Raw genomic sequence first — 18,154 nt, 5'->3', positions numbered from 1 at the left:
GAAGGATAACGATACTAGGTTTGATTTTTCGTCTTTCTACCTTTGCCAAGCATCAACAAACAAGGTGTCAATACCAACGTTAGAACCGTAGCAAACGCCAATCCCCCTGCGACAGCCGTCGCTAACTGAGACCACCATTGCGTACTAGGCGCACCAAACTCAACTTTTTGATTGATAATATCAATGTTCATCTCCAGTACCATCGGCATCAAACCAAGTATTGTGGTCACCGTAGTCAGCATTACCGGACGAAGACGCTGTACACCAGTTCTTAATATCGCTTCTTTGCGGTTCAGCCCTCTATCCACAAGCTGATTAAAGGTATCGATAAGCACGATATTATTGTTCACCACAATACCGGCCAATGAGATAACTCCAATACCAGACATCACAATACCAAATGGTTTTTGGAATATAAGTAACCCAGCGAACACACCCACCGTAGAGAAGAGCACTGCACTCAAAATCAAGAAGGCTTGATAGAAACTATTAAATTGAGTGATCAGTATCAAAGCCATTGCGGCTAATGCAACAACAAATGCGTACATCAAAAACTCAGACGATTTTTCCTGATCTTCATTTTGACCACGTAATTTAAATTCGACATCATTCAATCCTAGCGCTTTTAGTTGTGCATCAATTTTAGGCAGTTCTAACGCGAGATTGAACCCTTCTTTCATATCCGCTTTTACGTCAAGAATACGTTGGCCGTCGATACGCTGAATGGTGTCTTGTTTGTGCTGAGGCTTTATTTCTGCAAAATTAGTCATCGGAATTAAACCCGCAGGTGTCTTAACCCTTAATTGATCAAACCTACCAATGTCTCTCTGCTCTTGAGGGAAGCGAACCAGAATATCAACTTCTTCATTAGCATCATCTGGTAAATAATCGCCAATTTTGAGCCCATTCGTCACAAACTGAACCGTGTTACCAACCAAGGTGGCGTCCGCACCAAATCGTCCTGCATCATCTCGTTTAATGTCTATTTGCCAATCAATACCCGGTTTTGCTGAGGTATCGCTAAGGTTAGTAAACGCAGGATAAGTGTCTGCCCAATGTCTAACCATTAATGCGGCGTCATCCAGTTTGTCGTAATGTCGTGAAGACAATTGAATAACCAAATCGTGTTCACTTGGTGGACCGGCTTCTGGTTTTTTAAACTCAATCTCAACACCAGCAATGTGCGAAGTACGTTCTTGCAGTTCTTCGATGATCTCTTTAACTGGCCTTCTTAGTTGCCAATCAATAGGAGTAATCTGGATCTGGCCAATAGAATCATCACCACCCGTTTTGGTATAGATACTCTCAAACTCTGCGCCACCAAGCACTTCAGATTCAATCTGTCGCATAATCTTGTCTTTCTCATTGATCGACAGATCGCCATAAGATCGAACCTTCATCGTAAAGGAAGGAGGATCAACTTCAGGGAAGAACTCCGCTCCCAACCCGGCCTTGGAATAGGTAAAGCCAATACCAATAGCGAGTAAAATGGCACTAAACAGTATCTTCCATGGATGATTAACCGCAATAGCGAGCGTTTTATAATAAAACTTAGTAAATCCAGTAGCTTTGGTAAAATCACCGTTGTGCAACGCGACCAACTCTTGTCTAAATTCTGGCTTAATGTACTGCTCTTTACCGACTAAACTACCAAGCACAGGGACAAAGAGTAACGCCATTATAAGAGAAGCCGACAAGGTTGCTATCAGTGTTATCGGCAAGTACTTCATAAACTCACCTGTGGTATCAGGCCAGAATAATAGTGGAGCAAACGCGGCTAACGTTGTTGCTGTCGAGGCGGTAATAGGCCAGGCCATCCGTTTAGCGGCGTCTCGATAGGCTTCACGACGAGGCATACCTTCATGCATCCGTCTATCTGCAAACTCCGTCACGACGATGGCACCATCAACCAACATCCCTACCGCCATAATTAAGGCAAAAAGAACGATAATATTGATGGTTAAACCAAAGACTGCCAATGCCAATAGCCCGGTAAGGAAAGATCCAGGTATTGAGACACCAACCAAGAATGCAGTACGGACACCTAGAATGGCGATAATAACGATGACAACGAGAATAATGGCAGAAAGGATGTTGTTTTGCAGATCGCTCAACATAAGCTTGACGTCTTCTGACTCATCCCACGTGTATTCAACCATTAAATTGTCTGGCCAGTCGTCTCGCTGCTGTGCGACGACAATTATTTGCTTAACCAGATCAACCGTTTCGATGATATTTTCACCTGCACGCTTCTTAACATCCAAAACGACAGCGGATTCCCCATTTAGACGAGCATAGCTCTCAGGATCTCTAAATGAGCGTCTTACCGTCGCAATATCACCGAAGGTAATAACTTGCCTACCATCGACCTTTACTGGCATCTCCAATACATCTTTCAATGACTCAAAAACAGACGGTACCTTGACAGAAAATCGACCATAGCCCGTATCAACAAAACCTGCTGCTACTACACGGTTATTCAATGCAATTAGATTATAGATATCACCCTGGTCTAGGTTGTAACTCTCCATTAATAAGGGGTCGACAACAATCTCGACAATATCTTCTCTGTCACCAGCGATATCGACTTCCAGAACCTGTTTATAGCTTTCTAGCTTGTCGCCTAACGCTCGGGCAATCTGTACGATAGTTCTTTCAGGTACAGAACCATACAGAACAACAGACAACACAGGTTGAAATGAAGCAAGGGTGACTTCATTGACCGTTGGTTCATCACTATCGGCGGGAAGTTTAGGTTTTGCCTGATCAACGGCATCGCGGACATCCGCCATCGCTTTATCGAGATCGATACCAACATTGAACTCCAACGTAACAGAGGCATAGCCCTCTGAAGCCGTTGCGCTCATCTCTTTTACACCTTCAATAGAACGCAGTTCTTGTTCTATTGGACGAACCAATAGTCTTTCCGCATCATCTGGCGAGATACCTTCGTGACTCACACCAACATAAATAATGGGGATAGTAATATCAGGGCTCGATTCTTTTGGAATCTTGATATACGTTATTGCCCCCGCTACTAGTATCAGTATCAGTAGCGTCAGCATGGTCCTAGAACGGGATAAAGCCGCGTCTATAATCGCAAACATAGTTATCTCCGCTCTATTTTTTGTTTACTGGATCGTGTTTTACAGCGATAACCGTATCACCATCCCGTGCAAAACCTTGCCCTACGGTGATGATATCAGCGCTAAAGCCCAACCCCGTTAGCCATACGCCATCTTGCTCAGCCCTTACGAGTTGAATAGGAACAAAGTGAACCACATCATCTTTGAGTGTTTTCACACCCAGGTTGCCACTTTCATCAAGCGCTAGCATGGCCGGAGAGACCTTAATCGCCTTCTTCACCTCTAGATCTAATTCAACCTCTGCGCTGACACCAGCAGGAATTTTTTGTTCTGGATTCGGAATTTCAATCTCAATGGGGAAAGTATTGGTCGCGGTTGAAGAAACTCTAGAAATGTATCTGAGCCTGCCCTCTATTTTTTCCCCACCAATCAGTTTAATTTTTGATTTTTGATTTACTTTAAGGCTTTGTACATGACGCTCACTCACGTCAGCTTCAATAACCAATACATTGAGGTCAATGACGGTTGCAACAGGGTCTCCAACACTGACAAAATCACCCAATTCGATATTGAGGGTATCGACAATGCCGTCAAATGGTGCTCTGATTAGAGTATTGCGAAGGTTAAGCTGAGCTTTTTTGACTAACGCTCTCGCCTCAACAAGGTTAGCTTGCGCTGTGCTATAGGCAACTTCCCCCTGCAATCCTTTACTTTTTAGGGACTTGGATGCTTTAAACTCTTTTTCTTTAACCGACAGATTTGCTCTTGCTCGTTCAAGCTGAATCTCTAGATCCGCTTTATCTATCTGACCAATCGCTTGATCTTTTTTAACCTCATCACCCTTCCTGACCATCAACGTAACCACGCGTCCGGCGACTTCTGCCCCTAACTTTGCCTGTCTATCTGGTGCCGTTCTGCCATATAGATTGATATTCTTTGCCGTTAGCACAGCTTCAAACGTTTGATACTGAACCTTAGCTAATAATGCTTTCGGTTCTTCAGTCGAATTATTTTGATTCGCATTCTCTTCGGCTTGCAGCATCCCTAAACCTAACCAAAGCGATAGGCCAATAAGAAGTATGAATGAGATAAGCCAGGGGCGTTGTGAAAAAAAGCGACCGACGTGGCGGATTGCCATAACAGAGTTCCTTTTAGTTACCACAAATAAAAAGTGACTGCTAAATAATAGAGTTCGTGCGTTCAGTCACTTGGGCAGGCAAAAATTAGCAAAGCCTTACGTAAGAGTTTCAAACATAAGGCTTTGATTGTAATTTGATGACAGACTATAACACTTTCTACAGTGAAAACTGTGTAACAGATCTAGACGCTGAAAGATGCTCCACAACCACAAGTCGTCGTTGCATTTGGGTTATTGACAAAAAAGCGCGCCCCTTCAAGGCCTTCTGTATAGTCCACAACACCACCAATCAAGTATTGCAAGCTCATAGGATCCACGACAAGTGTTACACCACTATTAACAATCGTCGTGTCGCCATCATTTACTTTCTCATCGAACGTAAATCCGTACTGGAAACCGCTACAGCCACCACCAGTAATGTATACACGCAATTTTAATTCTGAATTCTCTTCTTCTTCGATCAGCGTTTTTACTCTTATTGCTGCCGCATCAGAAAAAGATAATGGTACATTTAGTTCGCTCACGATGACCTCTCTCTTTCGTGTCATATCAACTCTTAATTTATTCTATATCTTATACGAGTCAATATTAGATTTCTCAATATCTGCTGATTATCTAATACCTGACTAAATCATTCAAGTATTGTTATGCTTCATTACAAACCTTGCTCGGTCCTTTGTTTCTGCATCAACTCACTATTTTAATTATTTACGTCAATTTTCTAAACCTATCTTGCACAAGTTCGTTACAATACCAAGCTATCACTTCAAGTCAGTACAACGAGGAAAATATTGATGACCAAATCAGCAGAACTCTATCAAAAGGCGCAAAAAACCATTCCTGGCGGTGTGAACTCTCCCGTTAGAGCATTCAACGGTGTGGGTGGCTCTCCAATATTTGTAGAAAAAGCAGATGGCCCTTTGATATTTGATGCAGATGGTAAATCTTATATCGATTATGTCGGTTCTTGGGGCCCTATGATTCTTGGCCACAACCACCCAGCTATTCGCAACGCAGTTATCGAAGCCGCTCACAGAGGCCTAAGCTTTGGTGCACCGACCGAAGTAGAAGTCGAGATGGCCGAACTCGTTTCAAAAATAGTGCCGTCTATGGAACAACTTCGTATGGTGAACTCTGGTACAGAAGCGACGATGAGTGCAATACGTTTAGCTCGTGGTTTTACTGGCCGAGATAAAATTGTAAAATTCGAAGGTTGTTATCACGGCCACGCAGACAGCTTATTAGTTAAAGCTGGATCGGGTGCCCTTACCTTGGGTCAACCTAGCTCTCCGGGCGTCCCTGCCGACTTTGCGAAATATACATTAACGGCGACATTCAATAGCGTAGAATCGGTACAGGCGCTATTTGATGCCAATAAAGGCGAAATTGCCTGCATCATCGTAGAACCCGTTGCTGGCAACATGAACTGCATTCCACCGATAGAGGGTTTCCACGAAGGTCTACGCGAAATATGTGACAAAGAAGGTGCCCTGCTCATTTTTGATGAAGTGATGACGGGTTTCCGTGTGGCTCAAGGTTGTGCACAAGCCTATTACAATATCAAACCGGATCTAACGTGTTTAGGTAAAGTCATTGGTGGCGGTATGCCAGTAGGCGCATTTGGCGGCCGTAAAGATGTGATGCAACACATTGCGCCAACTGGACCTGTTTATCAGGCGGGCACTCTATCAGGCAACCCTATCGCAATGGCAGCGGGCCTCGCTTGTTTAAAAACGCTAACAGAAGAAGGCAATGAAGCAGCGCTGGCTGAAAAAACCAAACAACTTGCGGACGGTTTTAAAGCACTGGCTGATAAAAACCATATCCCACTGCTTGTTTCTCAGGTTGGCGGCATGTTTGGCTTCTTCTTTACAGATCAAGAGAAAGTAACCTGCTATGAAGAGGTCGCGAAATGCGATGTTGAACGCTTTAAAGCTTTCTTCCACCTGATGTTAGAAGAAGGTATTTACCTTGCACCTTCCGCTTTTGAAGCGAGCTTTACTTCACTTGCTCACGGTGAAAAAGAGATTGAAGCAACGCTCGCAGCAGCAGACCGCTGTTTTGCAAAACTCGCTTAACGTTCTAGCACACTAACATAACTAAAGGGGCCGATATTCATCGCCCCTTCTTAATCTATTCTTAATATTCTCATCCGAATAACGAAACAATCGATGGGTTAACGACTCTAAACGTCCGTTCACCATTGTTAATGCCAGTTCACAATCACTAGAATTAGAATCACACTTATAAAACCGCTGAACCATGGGAATTTTCTAAAACGCATTTTCGATTTGGAACATTTTTTATTACCACCACAACACGCCATACCTACCCCTACAAGATTCTATTCATTATTTTTCAGATGGATTTTCATATCTATTAGAATACCGTTAGTTATGAAATCAATTGTTGGCGAAAATCAATTAAAACAATTATTTGAAAACCAGCGCTTTAACAGCCATTATAATCATCATCATTACTCTGACATATAAGCGATTACCTAGTGCCAGAAAAACTTCAGATATCTTCAAGCCATTGGGTGCTTGTTGCTGCCTTATTAGTGAGTGGCTACGCGTGCTACCTACTCGTTGCACCCTATATGAATTCTATCGTAATGGCATTCATTATATCCCTATTAATGTTCCCCTTACATGAATGGATCGAGAAAAAAATCCCCAAACACAATAATCTCTCTTCCTTGCTCTCATGTATTGTACTTACCTTCATTATTGTCATTCCGTTACTTGCTGTTTTTGCCGCCATTGTTCAGCAAGGTTCCCTTGCAACACAACAGATTTATCATTGGGTAACGGCAGGTGGTATCCAAGAATTTTTCAAACTACCTTGGATAGTGAAAGCGCTTGATTTTGTAAATGAATATTTACCGTTTGAAACGATAGAACCACAGCAAATAGCAGAAAAGATTGGCAAGCTAGCAACAACCTTTGGTAGTAATCTTGTCTCCATTAGTGCGAAAATTTTAGGCGATGCCACCAACTTTCTTATGGATTTCATGTTGATGTTGTTTGTCTTATTTTTTCTACTTAGAGATCACGACAAAATCATCGTTGCAATGCGCCATATTCTTCCCCTATCCCGTAGCCAAGAAGACAAGCTATTGGACGAAGTGGAAAAAGTTGCAAAGTCGGCCGTTCTTGGTTCGTTTTTAACCGCAATAGCACAAGGATTCGCAGGTGGTATTGGTATGTGGCTATGCGGATTCCCGGCACTTTTCTGGGGGGCGATGTTTGGTTTCGCATCTTTTATCCCTATTGTTGGTACCGCACTGATATGGATACCTGCAACGTTGTATTTATTGATCACAGGCGATACCAACTGGGCTATTTTTCTAGCCGTTTGGTCAATTGCACTTGTTGGTTCAATCGACAATGTTCTGCGTCCATTATTGATGCAAGGCAGTGCTGGCATGAATACACTAATGATCTTTTTCTCCTTGTTAGGAGGGATTCAATTATTTGGTTTAATCGGTTTAATCTATGGCCCTATAGTCTTTGCTGTCGCCATCGTCCTATTCAATATATATGAAGAAGAGTTTCATGGTTTTCTAAAAAGCCAAGACAAAAGTTAGAACGAACTAAAATAGCTTCATGCTATGGGCAGATTATGCGAAAATCTGCCCACTTTAGTCTTTCCGGAAAAAAACATGTCTTATACCGCCCCTAGCCAGATAGCAGAACGTCAACTCACCTACTTTGAAGGGAAGCACGTTTTGGTTGCTGGAGAAGCAGAAGATCTATTTCCTGTAGAGTTGGCTAAACACTGCGAATCCGTTTCTGTATTCACTTCAAATTATAGTTATCACCGCTTAATTAAGAGTAAAGACACCATAACGAGTTACTTTGGTACGCAGTTTAATCAAGAAACACAAGCGGATATGGTTTTACTTTATTGGCCTAAAGCGAAGGCTGAGGCTGAATATCTCCTTGCCATGCTTTTTGCACACTTAGGTACCGAGACTGAAATCGTCGTCGTCGGTGAAAATCGCTCTGGTGTCAAAAGCATAGAAAAAATGTTTACCAAATACGGTCGAGTTACAAAATTTGATTCGGCACGTCGATGTTCTTTTTACTGGGGACAATGTGATACTCAACCAGAGCCATTCGACTTAGAGCAATGGTATAAGAGTTATACATTAGAACTTTCAGGCCAAGAGTTGGTTGTCAAAAGTTTACCCGGTGTATTCAGCCATGGTCAATTAGATGTAGGAAGCAAACTATTAGTCGATTCACTACCAAAACTAAAAGGTAAAGTGCTCGACTTTGGTTGTGGTGCAGGCGTTATAGGGGCAACACTCGCGCTCAAAAACCCAGATATCGCTCTCGAAATGTGTGATATCAGTGCTTTTGCTATTGCCTCTTCAATTGAGACATTAAGAGCCAATGGATTAACCGGAAAAGTCTTTGCTTCTGATGTTTATTCAGACACCAGCAATGATTATAACTTTATCATCAGTAACCCTCCTTTCCATTCAGGATTAGACACGAATTATAATGCGACAGAAACTCTGCTTACCGATGCTCCAAAAAAACTGAGTAAAAGAGGCGAGCTTTTTATAGTGGCAAATAGTTTTCTAAAGTATTCACCTATCATTGATAATTATTTCACGGATTGCGAGACCATAAATAAGACCTCTAAATTCGCTATTTATCATGCGAAAAAGCAAAAAAAACCAACCTTGAACCGTGACGAATTTAATTTTTAGCACAACTATTGAGCAACTTACTTGCTAATGTAAAAAAAGTTGTTATTTTTAGGCGGCGAATCCCTGCTTCAAGATTTTGCTTGAGAGGCGCCGCCAAAAATAAAGACTTTTATTATGCTGACGATTTCAAGAAAACAAAAATTCAAACGCCTGCAGAGCACCTTAATGCTCGCATTTTTAATTTTAAGTTTAGCGCCGCTTACTATCACTGCACTCTTTTTTCTTCAATCTCATAAGCAAGATCTTCAAGATCAAAGCCACTCGTTTCTTACTTCAGTGCGCGACAACAAGCAGCAACAAGTTATCTCTTATTTAAATGCTCAAAAATCTTATGTCATGGGATTCGTTCGTTCAGAATTAGCCTTTGCTAGCGGAGGGCGATTTTATGGGTTAGTCAACGCGTTTCAACAACTCGGATCTGATTTATCTGAGACGAAAATAAACGCCCAAAAACGTTATATCACCGGCTCCGGTGATAAAATTAATTTAGCTATTAATAAAGACTCTGACGATTTTATAGGTAGTGAACGATATCGCTTACTGCATAAACGATATCATGAGGCGTATAGTGAAATACTGAAACGAGCAGATTTTGATGATATTCTTCTAGTCGATATCGACGGTAATGTAACCTATTCGAATTTAAAACTGGATAACTTCGGTACTAATTTGATATCAGGAAGGAACCAAGCGAATAACTTAGGCAGCACATTTCAACAACTCCATAACCAAGTAAAAGAGCAAAAGGATGAGAATGCTACTCCCATCGTCATGTCCGATTTTTCTTTTGATAAAAATGGGCAGCTATACGCCTGGCTGGCAGCACCAATTATCCAACAAGGATATCTACACAGTTACGCACTAATGCGATTACCCATAGATGGTATCAATAGAATCATTTCTAACCAAAACAACGCCTCTACCACTTTATTAGTCGGTTCAGATTTTTTGCCACGCTCTCTGGATGTATCCAAAGAGCAGATTGAAGAGAGTAAGCCAATCATTAAATTGGCTCTAGCGAATCAATCAAATGAACTCACTTATCTTAATGGCAATAATCAAACCATTATCGCCGCTTACGCACCAATAAAAACGGACCACTTTCATTGGGCAATCGTTGCTCAAATACCGGAAGATGTTGCCTACACTAGGATCCACAAATTAGAACTCATTTTTATGGCAGCAATGTTAATTGCTACCATCATTGTATTTATTGCTTCTCACTATTTTTCACGTTTTATTACTGATCCTATATTAAAGCTGGCATGGACGGCAGAAAAAGTCTCCGCAGGAAACCTTGATGAAGAGGTAATCAATACGGAACGTCAGGATGAAATAGGACGCTTGGCGATCAGTTTTGAACGCATGCAACGATCTATTCGAGAAAAAATTCTCACGATAAAAACACAAAATAAAGAACTAGAAAAAAACCTTACAGTGATAAAGAAGCAGAACCAAGACCTACAATTATCCGATAAACTGAAAGATGAGTTTCTCGCAACAACCTCTCATGAATTAAGAACACCACTGCACGGCATGATTGGTATTGCAGAATCTCTGTTATCTGGCGCTTGCGGCTCGGTTCCCGACCAACAACAGCATCAATTAGGAATCATTATAAATAGTGGTCAACGCCTGTCACATTTGATTGATGACCTACTCGATTATCACAAGATGGTATATGGCAAAACAGAAATTAACCTTTCTGCTATCAATTTAGGCCATTCTACAAGCTTAGTTTTAGAGCTTTCTAGTCACTTAATCGGTACAAAAGGAATTAGAATAATCAATCAAACGGCAGATGATCTTCCGCTAGTGTCCGCCGATCCTCAACGCCTAGAACAAGTTCTTTATAATCTTATTGGCAATGCTATCAAGTATACAAGTGAGGGGAAAATAATCATTTCAGCTCACCACATCGATAATAAATTACGTGTACAGGTTGTCGATACAGGACAAGGTATACCTTCAGAGCAGCTAGAACAGGTCTTCGAACCTTTATCACAAGCAACAAGTAATCCAAATCAATTTCGACAGGGAGCTGGGCTCGGCCTCTCCATCAGCAAACAACTCATTGAACTAATGGGAGGAGCTCTCTATGTCAGCAGTCAAGACTCCGTTGGAACAACATTCAGTTTCACTTTACCTATTGCCTCAGAGAACGAAATTAAAGCAGCACAACAAAATCAACAGCAGTATCATTTTCAAATACCAGAAAATAACACACCAACACAGATAGAAAATAATGCTCTTCCTGATAATTTAGAGGGAGCTTTGTTACTCATTGTCGATGACGAACCCGTCAACCTGCAGATATTGGATAGTTTTTTACGGATTGAAGGATATAGAGTAAAAACAGCAAACAATGGTGCCGATGCGATAACCTTAATCGAAACTGAGAAGCCAGAACTTATATTGCTAGATGTGATGATGCCAGGAATGAGTGGTTATGAAGTATGTGAAGAACTGAGAGTCACTTACGACCACGGGCAATTACCTATTATAATGTTAACCGCACTTAGCCAAGCTAACGATAGAATTCACGGTTTTGATATTGGTGCTAATGACTACCTGACTAAGCCATTTAATAAACAGGAGCTTGCTGCCCGCATTCGAGCTCATTTGAGTGCAAGTAAAGCAGAACAACGGCGAACTGAAAACAAACAACTTCTAATAGAGTTACAACGACGAGAACAGGTAGAAGCGAGTCTGTTAGAAACACAAGGACGCCTGTTGGAACAACTTGAATCCGCTCCGGAAGCAATAATATGCTATCGAAAGGATCAGCGTATTCGATTCGCCAACCAAACGGCCATTCAACTTTTCAATCGTTCTTTAGAACAGCTCAAGCGATCCAATATGGATGAACTGATTGCATCCAAATTCTTAACACAGAATAAGTCTCACTACTGTGGTGACATAACCATTTACGTTAACGATAAAGTTAAAACAGTCTCGGCTGATATTCTCACTTTGCCAGAAGGTTCTGATATCCAGTCTATGATTATTATGAACGTTGAAAATAGCGTGTCGGATTTAAGAATAGAGCAGCTGGAAACCGCAGTGGATGCACTATCAAGCTACGCATTTGAAGGCGATAAAGAGAAACTAGAAAACTTAAAATTACTTGGTCAAGAATTTAGCCAAATAGTCGACCAAGCAACGATCACGCAATCGGAAAAGCAGCAGTTATTACGAGAGACGGTTGTAGATGCCATGATTATGGCGATGTTCTACTGGACACAAGCGACCGACAAGAGCAAGTTTGACTTTGCTGAACAGAGTGGATTATGGCGCGTCTATTTAGATAGAAGCACCTTACAAACCCGCACACTAGACAAGTATCTGCATTTAGAAAGTTTACCTAAAACCCCTCGCTGGAGAAATGTTCTCAGCTCTTTAGATTACATTTTAGCCCACGGTTCAAAAGAAACTCAAGAACGCAGAGAGTTGATTCAATTTAGGACAAAACTCAAAGGATTACTAACCGAGCAATAAGTAAATGTATACTACTCGCTCGATTTTCTCGCGACCTTTAAATGGTATTCTTGAACAGCCGAAATCCAGGCAGGACGGTTAATATACCTACCGATAATAAAAACAGGAATCACAAAAAAATACAAAGGTAATGACTCATGAAAAAAGAGGTTTGAAACATTATATTCGTGAGAAAGATATGTCATTAATGCAAGTACATCAAACAAAACACCAAGTATTACAGTTACAAACGAGAGGATTAATATGAGCCCTAATAGGTCTCTAAACGCAATTTTTGATGCCGTCATTCTCGTGTCCCTTAAGTCCTTTTTAAATAAAGTACTCCTCTAAAACGGATAAAAAAAGAACTTCAGCATCTAATTGGTGTGCAATATTACATTTCAAAAATAGATTCTTTCTCTAAAAAACTGGAAGAATTACATTGGAACATTCATTTTTTTCGTCTATTAAAAAGTCCGATTTCACATCTACTTAATCTCTTTAAATCTGTTTTTTTAATCAGTAAAAACCCTCTATTTAGTTATATTGAGAGCAATATCACGACATTTTGTCATATATTTTTTCTGCTGCTAATTTAACAAAAATGACATAGCTGATTTAGATCACAAAATATAAACCTTAATTTAACACCAATAAAAATAATGAGACTAGAAATAGTAAGCACTTACAAATTAACATTATAAAACATCAAAACCGTTCAAGATCACATACTTGTTTGATAACATTTCTCATTCCTACGGGGTGAAAATAACGTTTATAACGAAAGAGGAATTAATTTTAACGTAATTGACGAAAAAGACATTTGACCAAATGAGAACTTAGGTGTTTTCTTGTTACATCCAACACCTACAGACAGCTCAAGAGTAAGGAACAACAATGCTTACCAATCTAAAAAAGACGACCCTTGCGGCAGCAGTGATTACGGCGGTAATTAGTGTCTCGGCACCAGCCTCGGCTCGTAGTGAATTAACTGTCGTACCCGACTTTTACCCTACAATGATACGTAACTTTAACCCCTATTTAGCGACTAACCTTCGTACAACTACAGATTTCATCTACGAGCCACTCGTTATCTTTAACGAAATGCACGGCAATGAAGCCGTAATGCGTTTAGCAGAAAGCTATCATATGTCCGACGACCTTCTGACGGTTACTTTTGACATTCGTAAAGGGATTAAATGGTCCGATGGCGAAGCATTTACCGCTGACGATGTTCTCTTCTCTTATCAGTTATTAAAGCAGAAGCCAGAACTTGACCAACGAGGCATCAATAAGTGGGTGACAAAAGTTGAAAAAACGGGGGATTATCAAGTTACTTTCTCTTTAGCGGAACCCAACTCTAATGTTCCTTATGAAATTTCCCTTGTTGCAATTGTTCCTGAACATGTGTGGAAAAACGTAGAAAACCCAACAACATTTACCAATGAGAATCCTGTAGGTACGGGGCCGTTTACTGAAATAGACACCTTTACTCCTCAACTCTATATTCAGTGCGAAAACCCAAATTATTGGGACGCCGAAAACCTAGATGTCGATTGTCTACGAGTCCCACAAGTCGCGAATAATGATCAGCTATTAGGTAAGATTCTTAATTCCGAACTCGATTGGACGTCATCTTTCATTCCTGATATTGATCGTACTTATGCGGCTGCAAGCCCTAAACACCATTACTGGTATCCACCATCAGGTACACAAGCATTTGTTGTGAACTACAACAACCCAGATCCAGCTAAACATGAAGCTCTCAATAATGTGGATTTTCGTCGTGCACTCTCAATGGCGATTGACCGTCAAACAATTATCGACATTGCTTTCTATGGTGGCGGTACCGTGAATGATTTTGCATCAGGCTTAGGCTATGCTTTTGAATCTTGGTCAGATGAAGAGATACATAATAAATATAAAGGTTTCAACAGCTACAACGCTGAAGGAGCACAGGCTCTGCTTGCAAAAGCAGGATTCAAAGATATCGATAACGATGGTTACGTCGAAACTCCAACAGGAAAACCATTCGAACTATTAATTCAATCACCAAATGGATGGACAGATTTTAACAACACCGTCCAATTAGGTGTTGAACAGCTAGAAGAAGTAGGAATCAAAGCGCGCGCTCGTACACCTGAGTTTGCGGTGTATAACCAAGCGATGTTAGAAGCGACCTATGACGTGGCTTACACCAACTATTTCCACGGTGCCGACCCACTCCTTTATTGGAATAGCGCCTATAATTCTGCACTGCAAGAAGGTGATGGCATGCCTCGCTTTGCAATGCACTACTTTAAAAATGACAAACTTGATGAGCTGTTAGATAGCTTCTATAAAACGGCGGCAAAAGAAGAGCAGTTAGAAATTGCTCATGGTATTCAGAAAATCATCGCAGAAAACCAAGTGACGATTCCTGTGATGTCTGGAGCCTATATGTATCAATACAACACCACTCGATTTACTGGTTGGTGGAACGAAAAAAATCCTCAAGGTCGTCCAAACATCTGGGCTGGTATCCCTGAGCGTTTACTTCACGTATTGGACCTAAAACCCGTTAAGTAACTCCCTATATACGGCGTACTATTTGTGCGCCGTACTTCACTTCCTCTTTCGTCGTTCATGATATGACGCTGTTCGTCAGGGGTTTTCTCACCCAAAATTTGGGCATCTAGATACTTTCTAAATTGATACATAAAGGATCTAGACATTAAGGTAGTCAGTTATGGGTTATTTTTTAAGACGATTGTCATTCTATTTTATTGCACTTTTGGTTGCAGCCACACTCAATTTTATTATTCCTAGAGCAATGCCGGGTGACCCAGTCACTATGATGTTCGCTAATGCCACTACTCAGGTAACACCAGAGCGGATAGAGGCAATGAAACAACTACTGGGTTTTGTTGACGGTCCTATATGGATGCAGTATTTCACCTATATGAAAAGTATCTTTAGCTGGGAGCTAGGTACTTCTATCAAATTTTACCCGTTGAGCGTTAACGAGCTACTCGGTAGTGCATTCGGGTGGTCACTGTTTCTAGCAGGTAGCGCCGTTGCTCTTTCTTTCTCGATTGGTTCTGTTCTCGGTATTTTCGCTGCATGGCGACGCGGAAGCACATACGACACCATTGTCACACCCGGAATGCTGGTTATTCAAGCTGTTCCACAGGTAGTCATTGCCATGTTAGTCATGTTTACTTTTGCAATCGGACTAAAATGGTTCCCTACTGGTTACGCTTATACCGCGGGCACAATGCCGGACTGGACAAGCTGGGCGTTTATAAAAGACGTTGCTTACCACGCTGTATTACCTTTATTTTGCGCTTCAATTGTTCAGATTGGCGGATTCTTAGTCAACATGCGTAACAATATGATTAACCTGCTTGGCGAAGATTACATCACAATGGCAAAAGGCAAAGGTTTAAGCGAAAACCGTGTGGTATTTAATTACGCGGCTCGTAACGCTTTGCTTCCAAGTGTCACTGCGCTTTCTATGTCGCTAGGTATGGCTATCGGTGGTCAACTGATCATTGAGATTATCTTTAACTATCCGGGATTAGGTTCGGTTTTATTTAACGCCATAACCTCTCGCGATTATCAAGTACTTCAAGGTCAACTGCTTATTATGACCCTTTTTATGCTCTTCTTTAACCTCATCGCTGACATGCTCTATGTTGTGCTGGATCCTCGCTTACGTAAGGGAGGAAATTAATCATGAAAGATATCTTAAAACTTATTCGAGGCAATACGGTTGCTATGGTCGGTGTCGTGATATTAAGCACCTTTCTTTTTGTTGCTTTGGCAGCCCCACTTATCACACAGCATGCCCCCGATAAAAGAACCGGTAATCCACACGAATACCCTTCGTTTATTGTAAAAATGGCAAAAGCCAACCCCGATGGCTGGATAGCGGAAAACTTAGCTAACGATCGTCGCACTATGCATATGTCTAAGAAAGAAGATCATACCTTGGGCACATCCCGCATGGGACGTGATATCTGGTCTCAAGTCGTTTACGGTGCAAGAGTTTCATTAGCGGTAGGGTTTGGTGCGGGTATTACGGTCTGTTTCTTTGCCACTATCATTGGTGTATCGGCTGGATACTTTGGTGGAAAAGTAGATGATTTTCTCACCGCAGCAATGAACATCATGTTAGTCATCCCTCAATATCCGTTACTGTTTGTTGTGGCGGCTTTCATCGGTGAAGCGGGGCCTCTTACGATTGCACTCATTATCGGTTGCACTTCCTGGGCTTGGGGAGCAAGAGTAGTGCGCGCCCAAACTATGGCTATTCGAGAAAAAGAGTTTGTGAAAGCCGCTGAAATTCTGGGCGAGTCATCGTGGAGAATTATCTTCGTTGAAATACTGCCAAATCTGATTTCTATTGTAGGTGCTAGCTTCATCGGTTCAGTCATGTACGCCATTATGATGGAGGCGACTATCTCCTTCTTAGGGCTTGGCGACCCAAATACCATTAGTTGGGGCATCATGCTTTATAACGTTCAAACATCATCGTCTATGTTAATTGGCGCTTGGTGGGAACTTCTCGCACCTTGTTTTGCCCTTACACTGCTTGTAACTGGTTTAGCTCTACTTAATTTCGCCGTTGATGAAATTGCCAACCCTCAACTTCGCTCTCATAAAGGAATGAAACGTTGGAAAAAACTGACCAGACAAGAAGAACAAAAACGTACTAGCGATAACGCACCACACCATTCCTTTGTCAGTGGAGATAAACAACCATGAACGAACCACTAATTTCTATCCGTAATCTCTGTGTTGATTACATTACTGATGCTGGTGATGTTCGCGCTTGCAACGATGTCAGCTTCGACATTGGCGAAGGTGAAGTATTTGGTTTAGCGGGTGAATCTGGCTGCGGAAAATCCACTATCGCATTCTCCCTAATGCGCCTACATAAGCCGCCCGCGTTTATCTCTGGTGGAGAAGTCATTTTTAATGGCGAAGACATCCTCAAATACAATGACAACAAGATGAACTCATTTCGCTGGAAAGAGATGTCAATGGTATTTCAAAGTGCAATGAATGCGCTAAACCCAGTAATAACCGTACAAGATCAGTTCTGCGACGTGATCATGCGCCACACTAGCATGACGAGAGATCAAGCCAAAAAACGGGCTGTACAATTACTTGAGATTGTCGATATCCATCCCAGCCGCTTAAACGACTATCCCCATCAATTTTCTGGTGGTATGCGTCAACGCTTGGTTATCGCCATTGCCCTCGCCCTTAATCCAAAGATGATCATAATGGATGAACCCACCACCGCTTTAGATGTGGTTGTTCAACGAGAAATTCTTCAAAAAATTCACGCCCTTAAAGAGGAATTTGGTTTCTCTATACTGTTTATCACTCATGATATCTCCCTTATGGTCGAATTCTCAGATCGTATTGGCATTATGTACTCTGGTGAACTGATAGAAGTTGCCCCTTCTAAGGAAATTTTACAATCACCTTATCATCCGTATACAGAAGGGTTAGGTAGTTCTTTCCCTTCATTAACTGGCCCAAAAACTAAGCTTACTGGCATTGTGGGAAGTCCATTAAATCTGTTGGAAATACCTCAAGGTTGCCGCTTTCAAGCTCGCTGCAATCATGTTCATCACGCTTGTACCACGACACCAACATTGTTGCGTCAAATTGAACATGGTCGTTTTTCAAACTGTCATCTTTACGGTGAACCAATTGCTATTGCAGATGCTTAGA

At 41.5% G+C, this 18,154-nt stretch carries 11 protein-coding genes; 8 read left to right on the top strand and 3 right to left on the bottom strand.

Translation table 11 applies throughout. The features are described from left to right. Positions 1 to 14: 14 nt before the first annotated feature. From IUZ65_RS02630 to erpA, 3 genes are all read right to left on the bottom strand, one after another. Positions 15 to 3,107, bottom strand: coding sequence for an efflux RND transporter permease subunit (locus IUZ65_RS02630; protein ID WP_195702253.1), 3,093 nt, complete (start codon positions 3,105 to 3,107; stop codon positions 15 to 17). Positions 3,108 to 3,120: 13 nt separating this feature from the next. Beyond that, positions 3,121 to 4,224 (bottom strand): efflux RND transporter periplasmic adaptor subunit, encoded by a 1,104-nt coding sequence (locus tag IUZ65_RS02625; RefSeq protein WP_195702252.1) that lies wholly within the window; start codon positions 4,222 to 4,224, stop codon positions 3,121 to 3,123. A gap of 182 nt (positions 4,225 to 4,406) precedes the next feature. Next, positions 4,407 to 4,748, bottom strand: coding sequence for an iron-sulfur cluster insertion protein ErpA (gene erpA / locus IUZ65_RS02620; protein ID WP_195704977.1), 342 nt, complete (start codon positions 4,746 to 4,748; stop codon positions 4,407 to 4,409). Positions 4,749 to 5,018: 270 nt separating this feature from the next. Here erpA and hemL point away from each other — a divergent pair, with 270 nt between their 5' ends. The 8 genes from hemL (at position 5,019) to IUZ65_RS02580 (ending at position 18,153) form a co-directional block, all read left to right on the top strand. Next, positions 5,019 to 6,302 carry a glutamate-1-semialdehyde 2,1-aminomutase gene (gene hemL / locus IUZ65_RS02615; protein ID WP_195702251.1) on the top strand — a complete coding sequence of 428 codons (1,284 nt, stop codon included), beginning with the start codon at positions 5,019 to 5,021 and terminating at the stop codon, positions 6,300 to 6,302. A gap of 425 nt (positions 6,303 to 6,727) precedes the next feature. After that, positions 6,728 to 7,813, top strand: coding sequence for an AI-2E family transporter (locus IUZ65_RS02610; RefSeq protein WP_195702250.1), 1,086 nt, complete (start codon positions 6,728 to 6,730; stop codon positions 7,811 to 7,813). Between the two features lie 75 nt (positions 7,814 to 7,888). Then, entirely contained in the window at positions 7,889 to 8,947 is a 1,059-nt protein-coding gene (rsmC, locus tag IUZ65_RS02605; RefSeq protein WP_195702249.1) for a 16S rRNA (guanine(1207)-N(2))-methyltransferase RsmC, read from the top strand. 114 nt (positions 8,948 to 9,061) lie between these two features. Next, on the top strand, positions 9,062 to 12,445 hold the full coding sequence (locus IUZ65_RS02600; RefSeq protein WP_229637967.1) for a hybrid sensor histidine kinase/response regulator: 3,384 nt from the start codon (positions 9,062 to 9,064) through the stop codon (positions 12,443 to 12,445). 876 nt (positions 12,446 to 13,321) lie between these two features. Continuing rightward, the gene (locus IUZ65_RS02595) at positions 13,322 to 14,992 is read left to right on the top strand and encodes an ABC transporter substrate-binding protein (RefSeq protein WP_195702248.1); all 1,671 of its coding nucleotides are present in this window, start codon (positions 13,322 to 13,324) and stop codon (positions 14,990 to 14,992) included. 160 nt (positions 14,993 to 15,152) lie between these two features. Continuing rightward, positions 15,153 to 16,139, top strand: a complete 987-nt coding sequence (locus tag IUZ65_RS02590; RefSeq protein WP_195702247.1) for an ABC transporter permease — start codon at positions 15,153 to 15,155, stop codon at positions 16,137 to 16,139. A 2-nt stretch (positions 16,140 to 16,141) separates the two neighbouring features. Further along, positions 16,142 to 17,173 carry an ABC transporter permease gene (locus IUZ65_RS02585; protein WP_195702246.1) on the top strand — a complete coding sequence of 344 codons (1,032 nt, stop codon included), beginning with the start codon at positions 16,142 to 16,144 and terminating at the stop codon, positions 17,171 to 17,173. Then, positions 17,170 to 18,153, top strand: coding sequence for an ABC transporter ATP-binding protein (locus IUZ65_RS02580; protein WP_195702245.1), 984 nt, complete (start codon positions 17,170 to 17,172; stop codon positions 18,151 to 18,153). Before IUZ65_RS02585 ends, IUZ65_RS02580 begins: the two co-directional genes overlap by 4 nt. The last annotated feature ends 1 nt before the right edge of the window (position 18,154 follow it).

This window comes from Vibrio sp. VB16 (genome assembly GCF_015594925.2).
In the GTDB taxonomy this organism is placed as follows: Bacteria; Pseudomonadota; Gammaproteobacteria; order Enterobacterales; family Vibrionaceae; genus Vibrio.
Note: the sequence above shows the minus strand (reverse complement) of the source record. Positions and strands in the feature narration are given on the sequence as shown.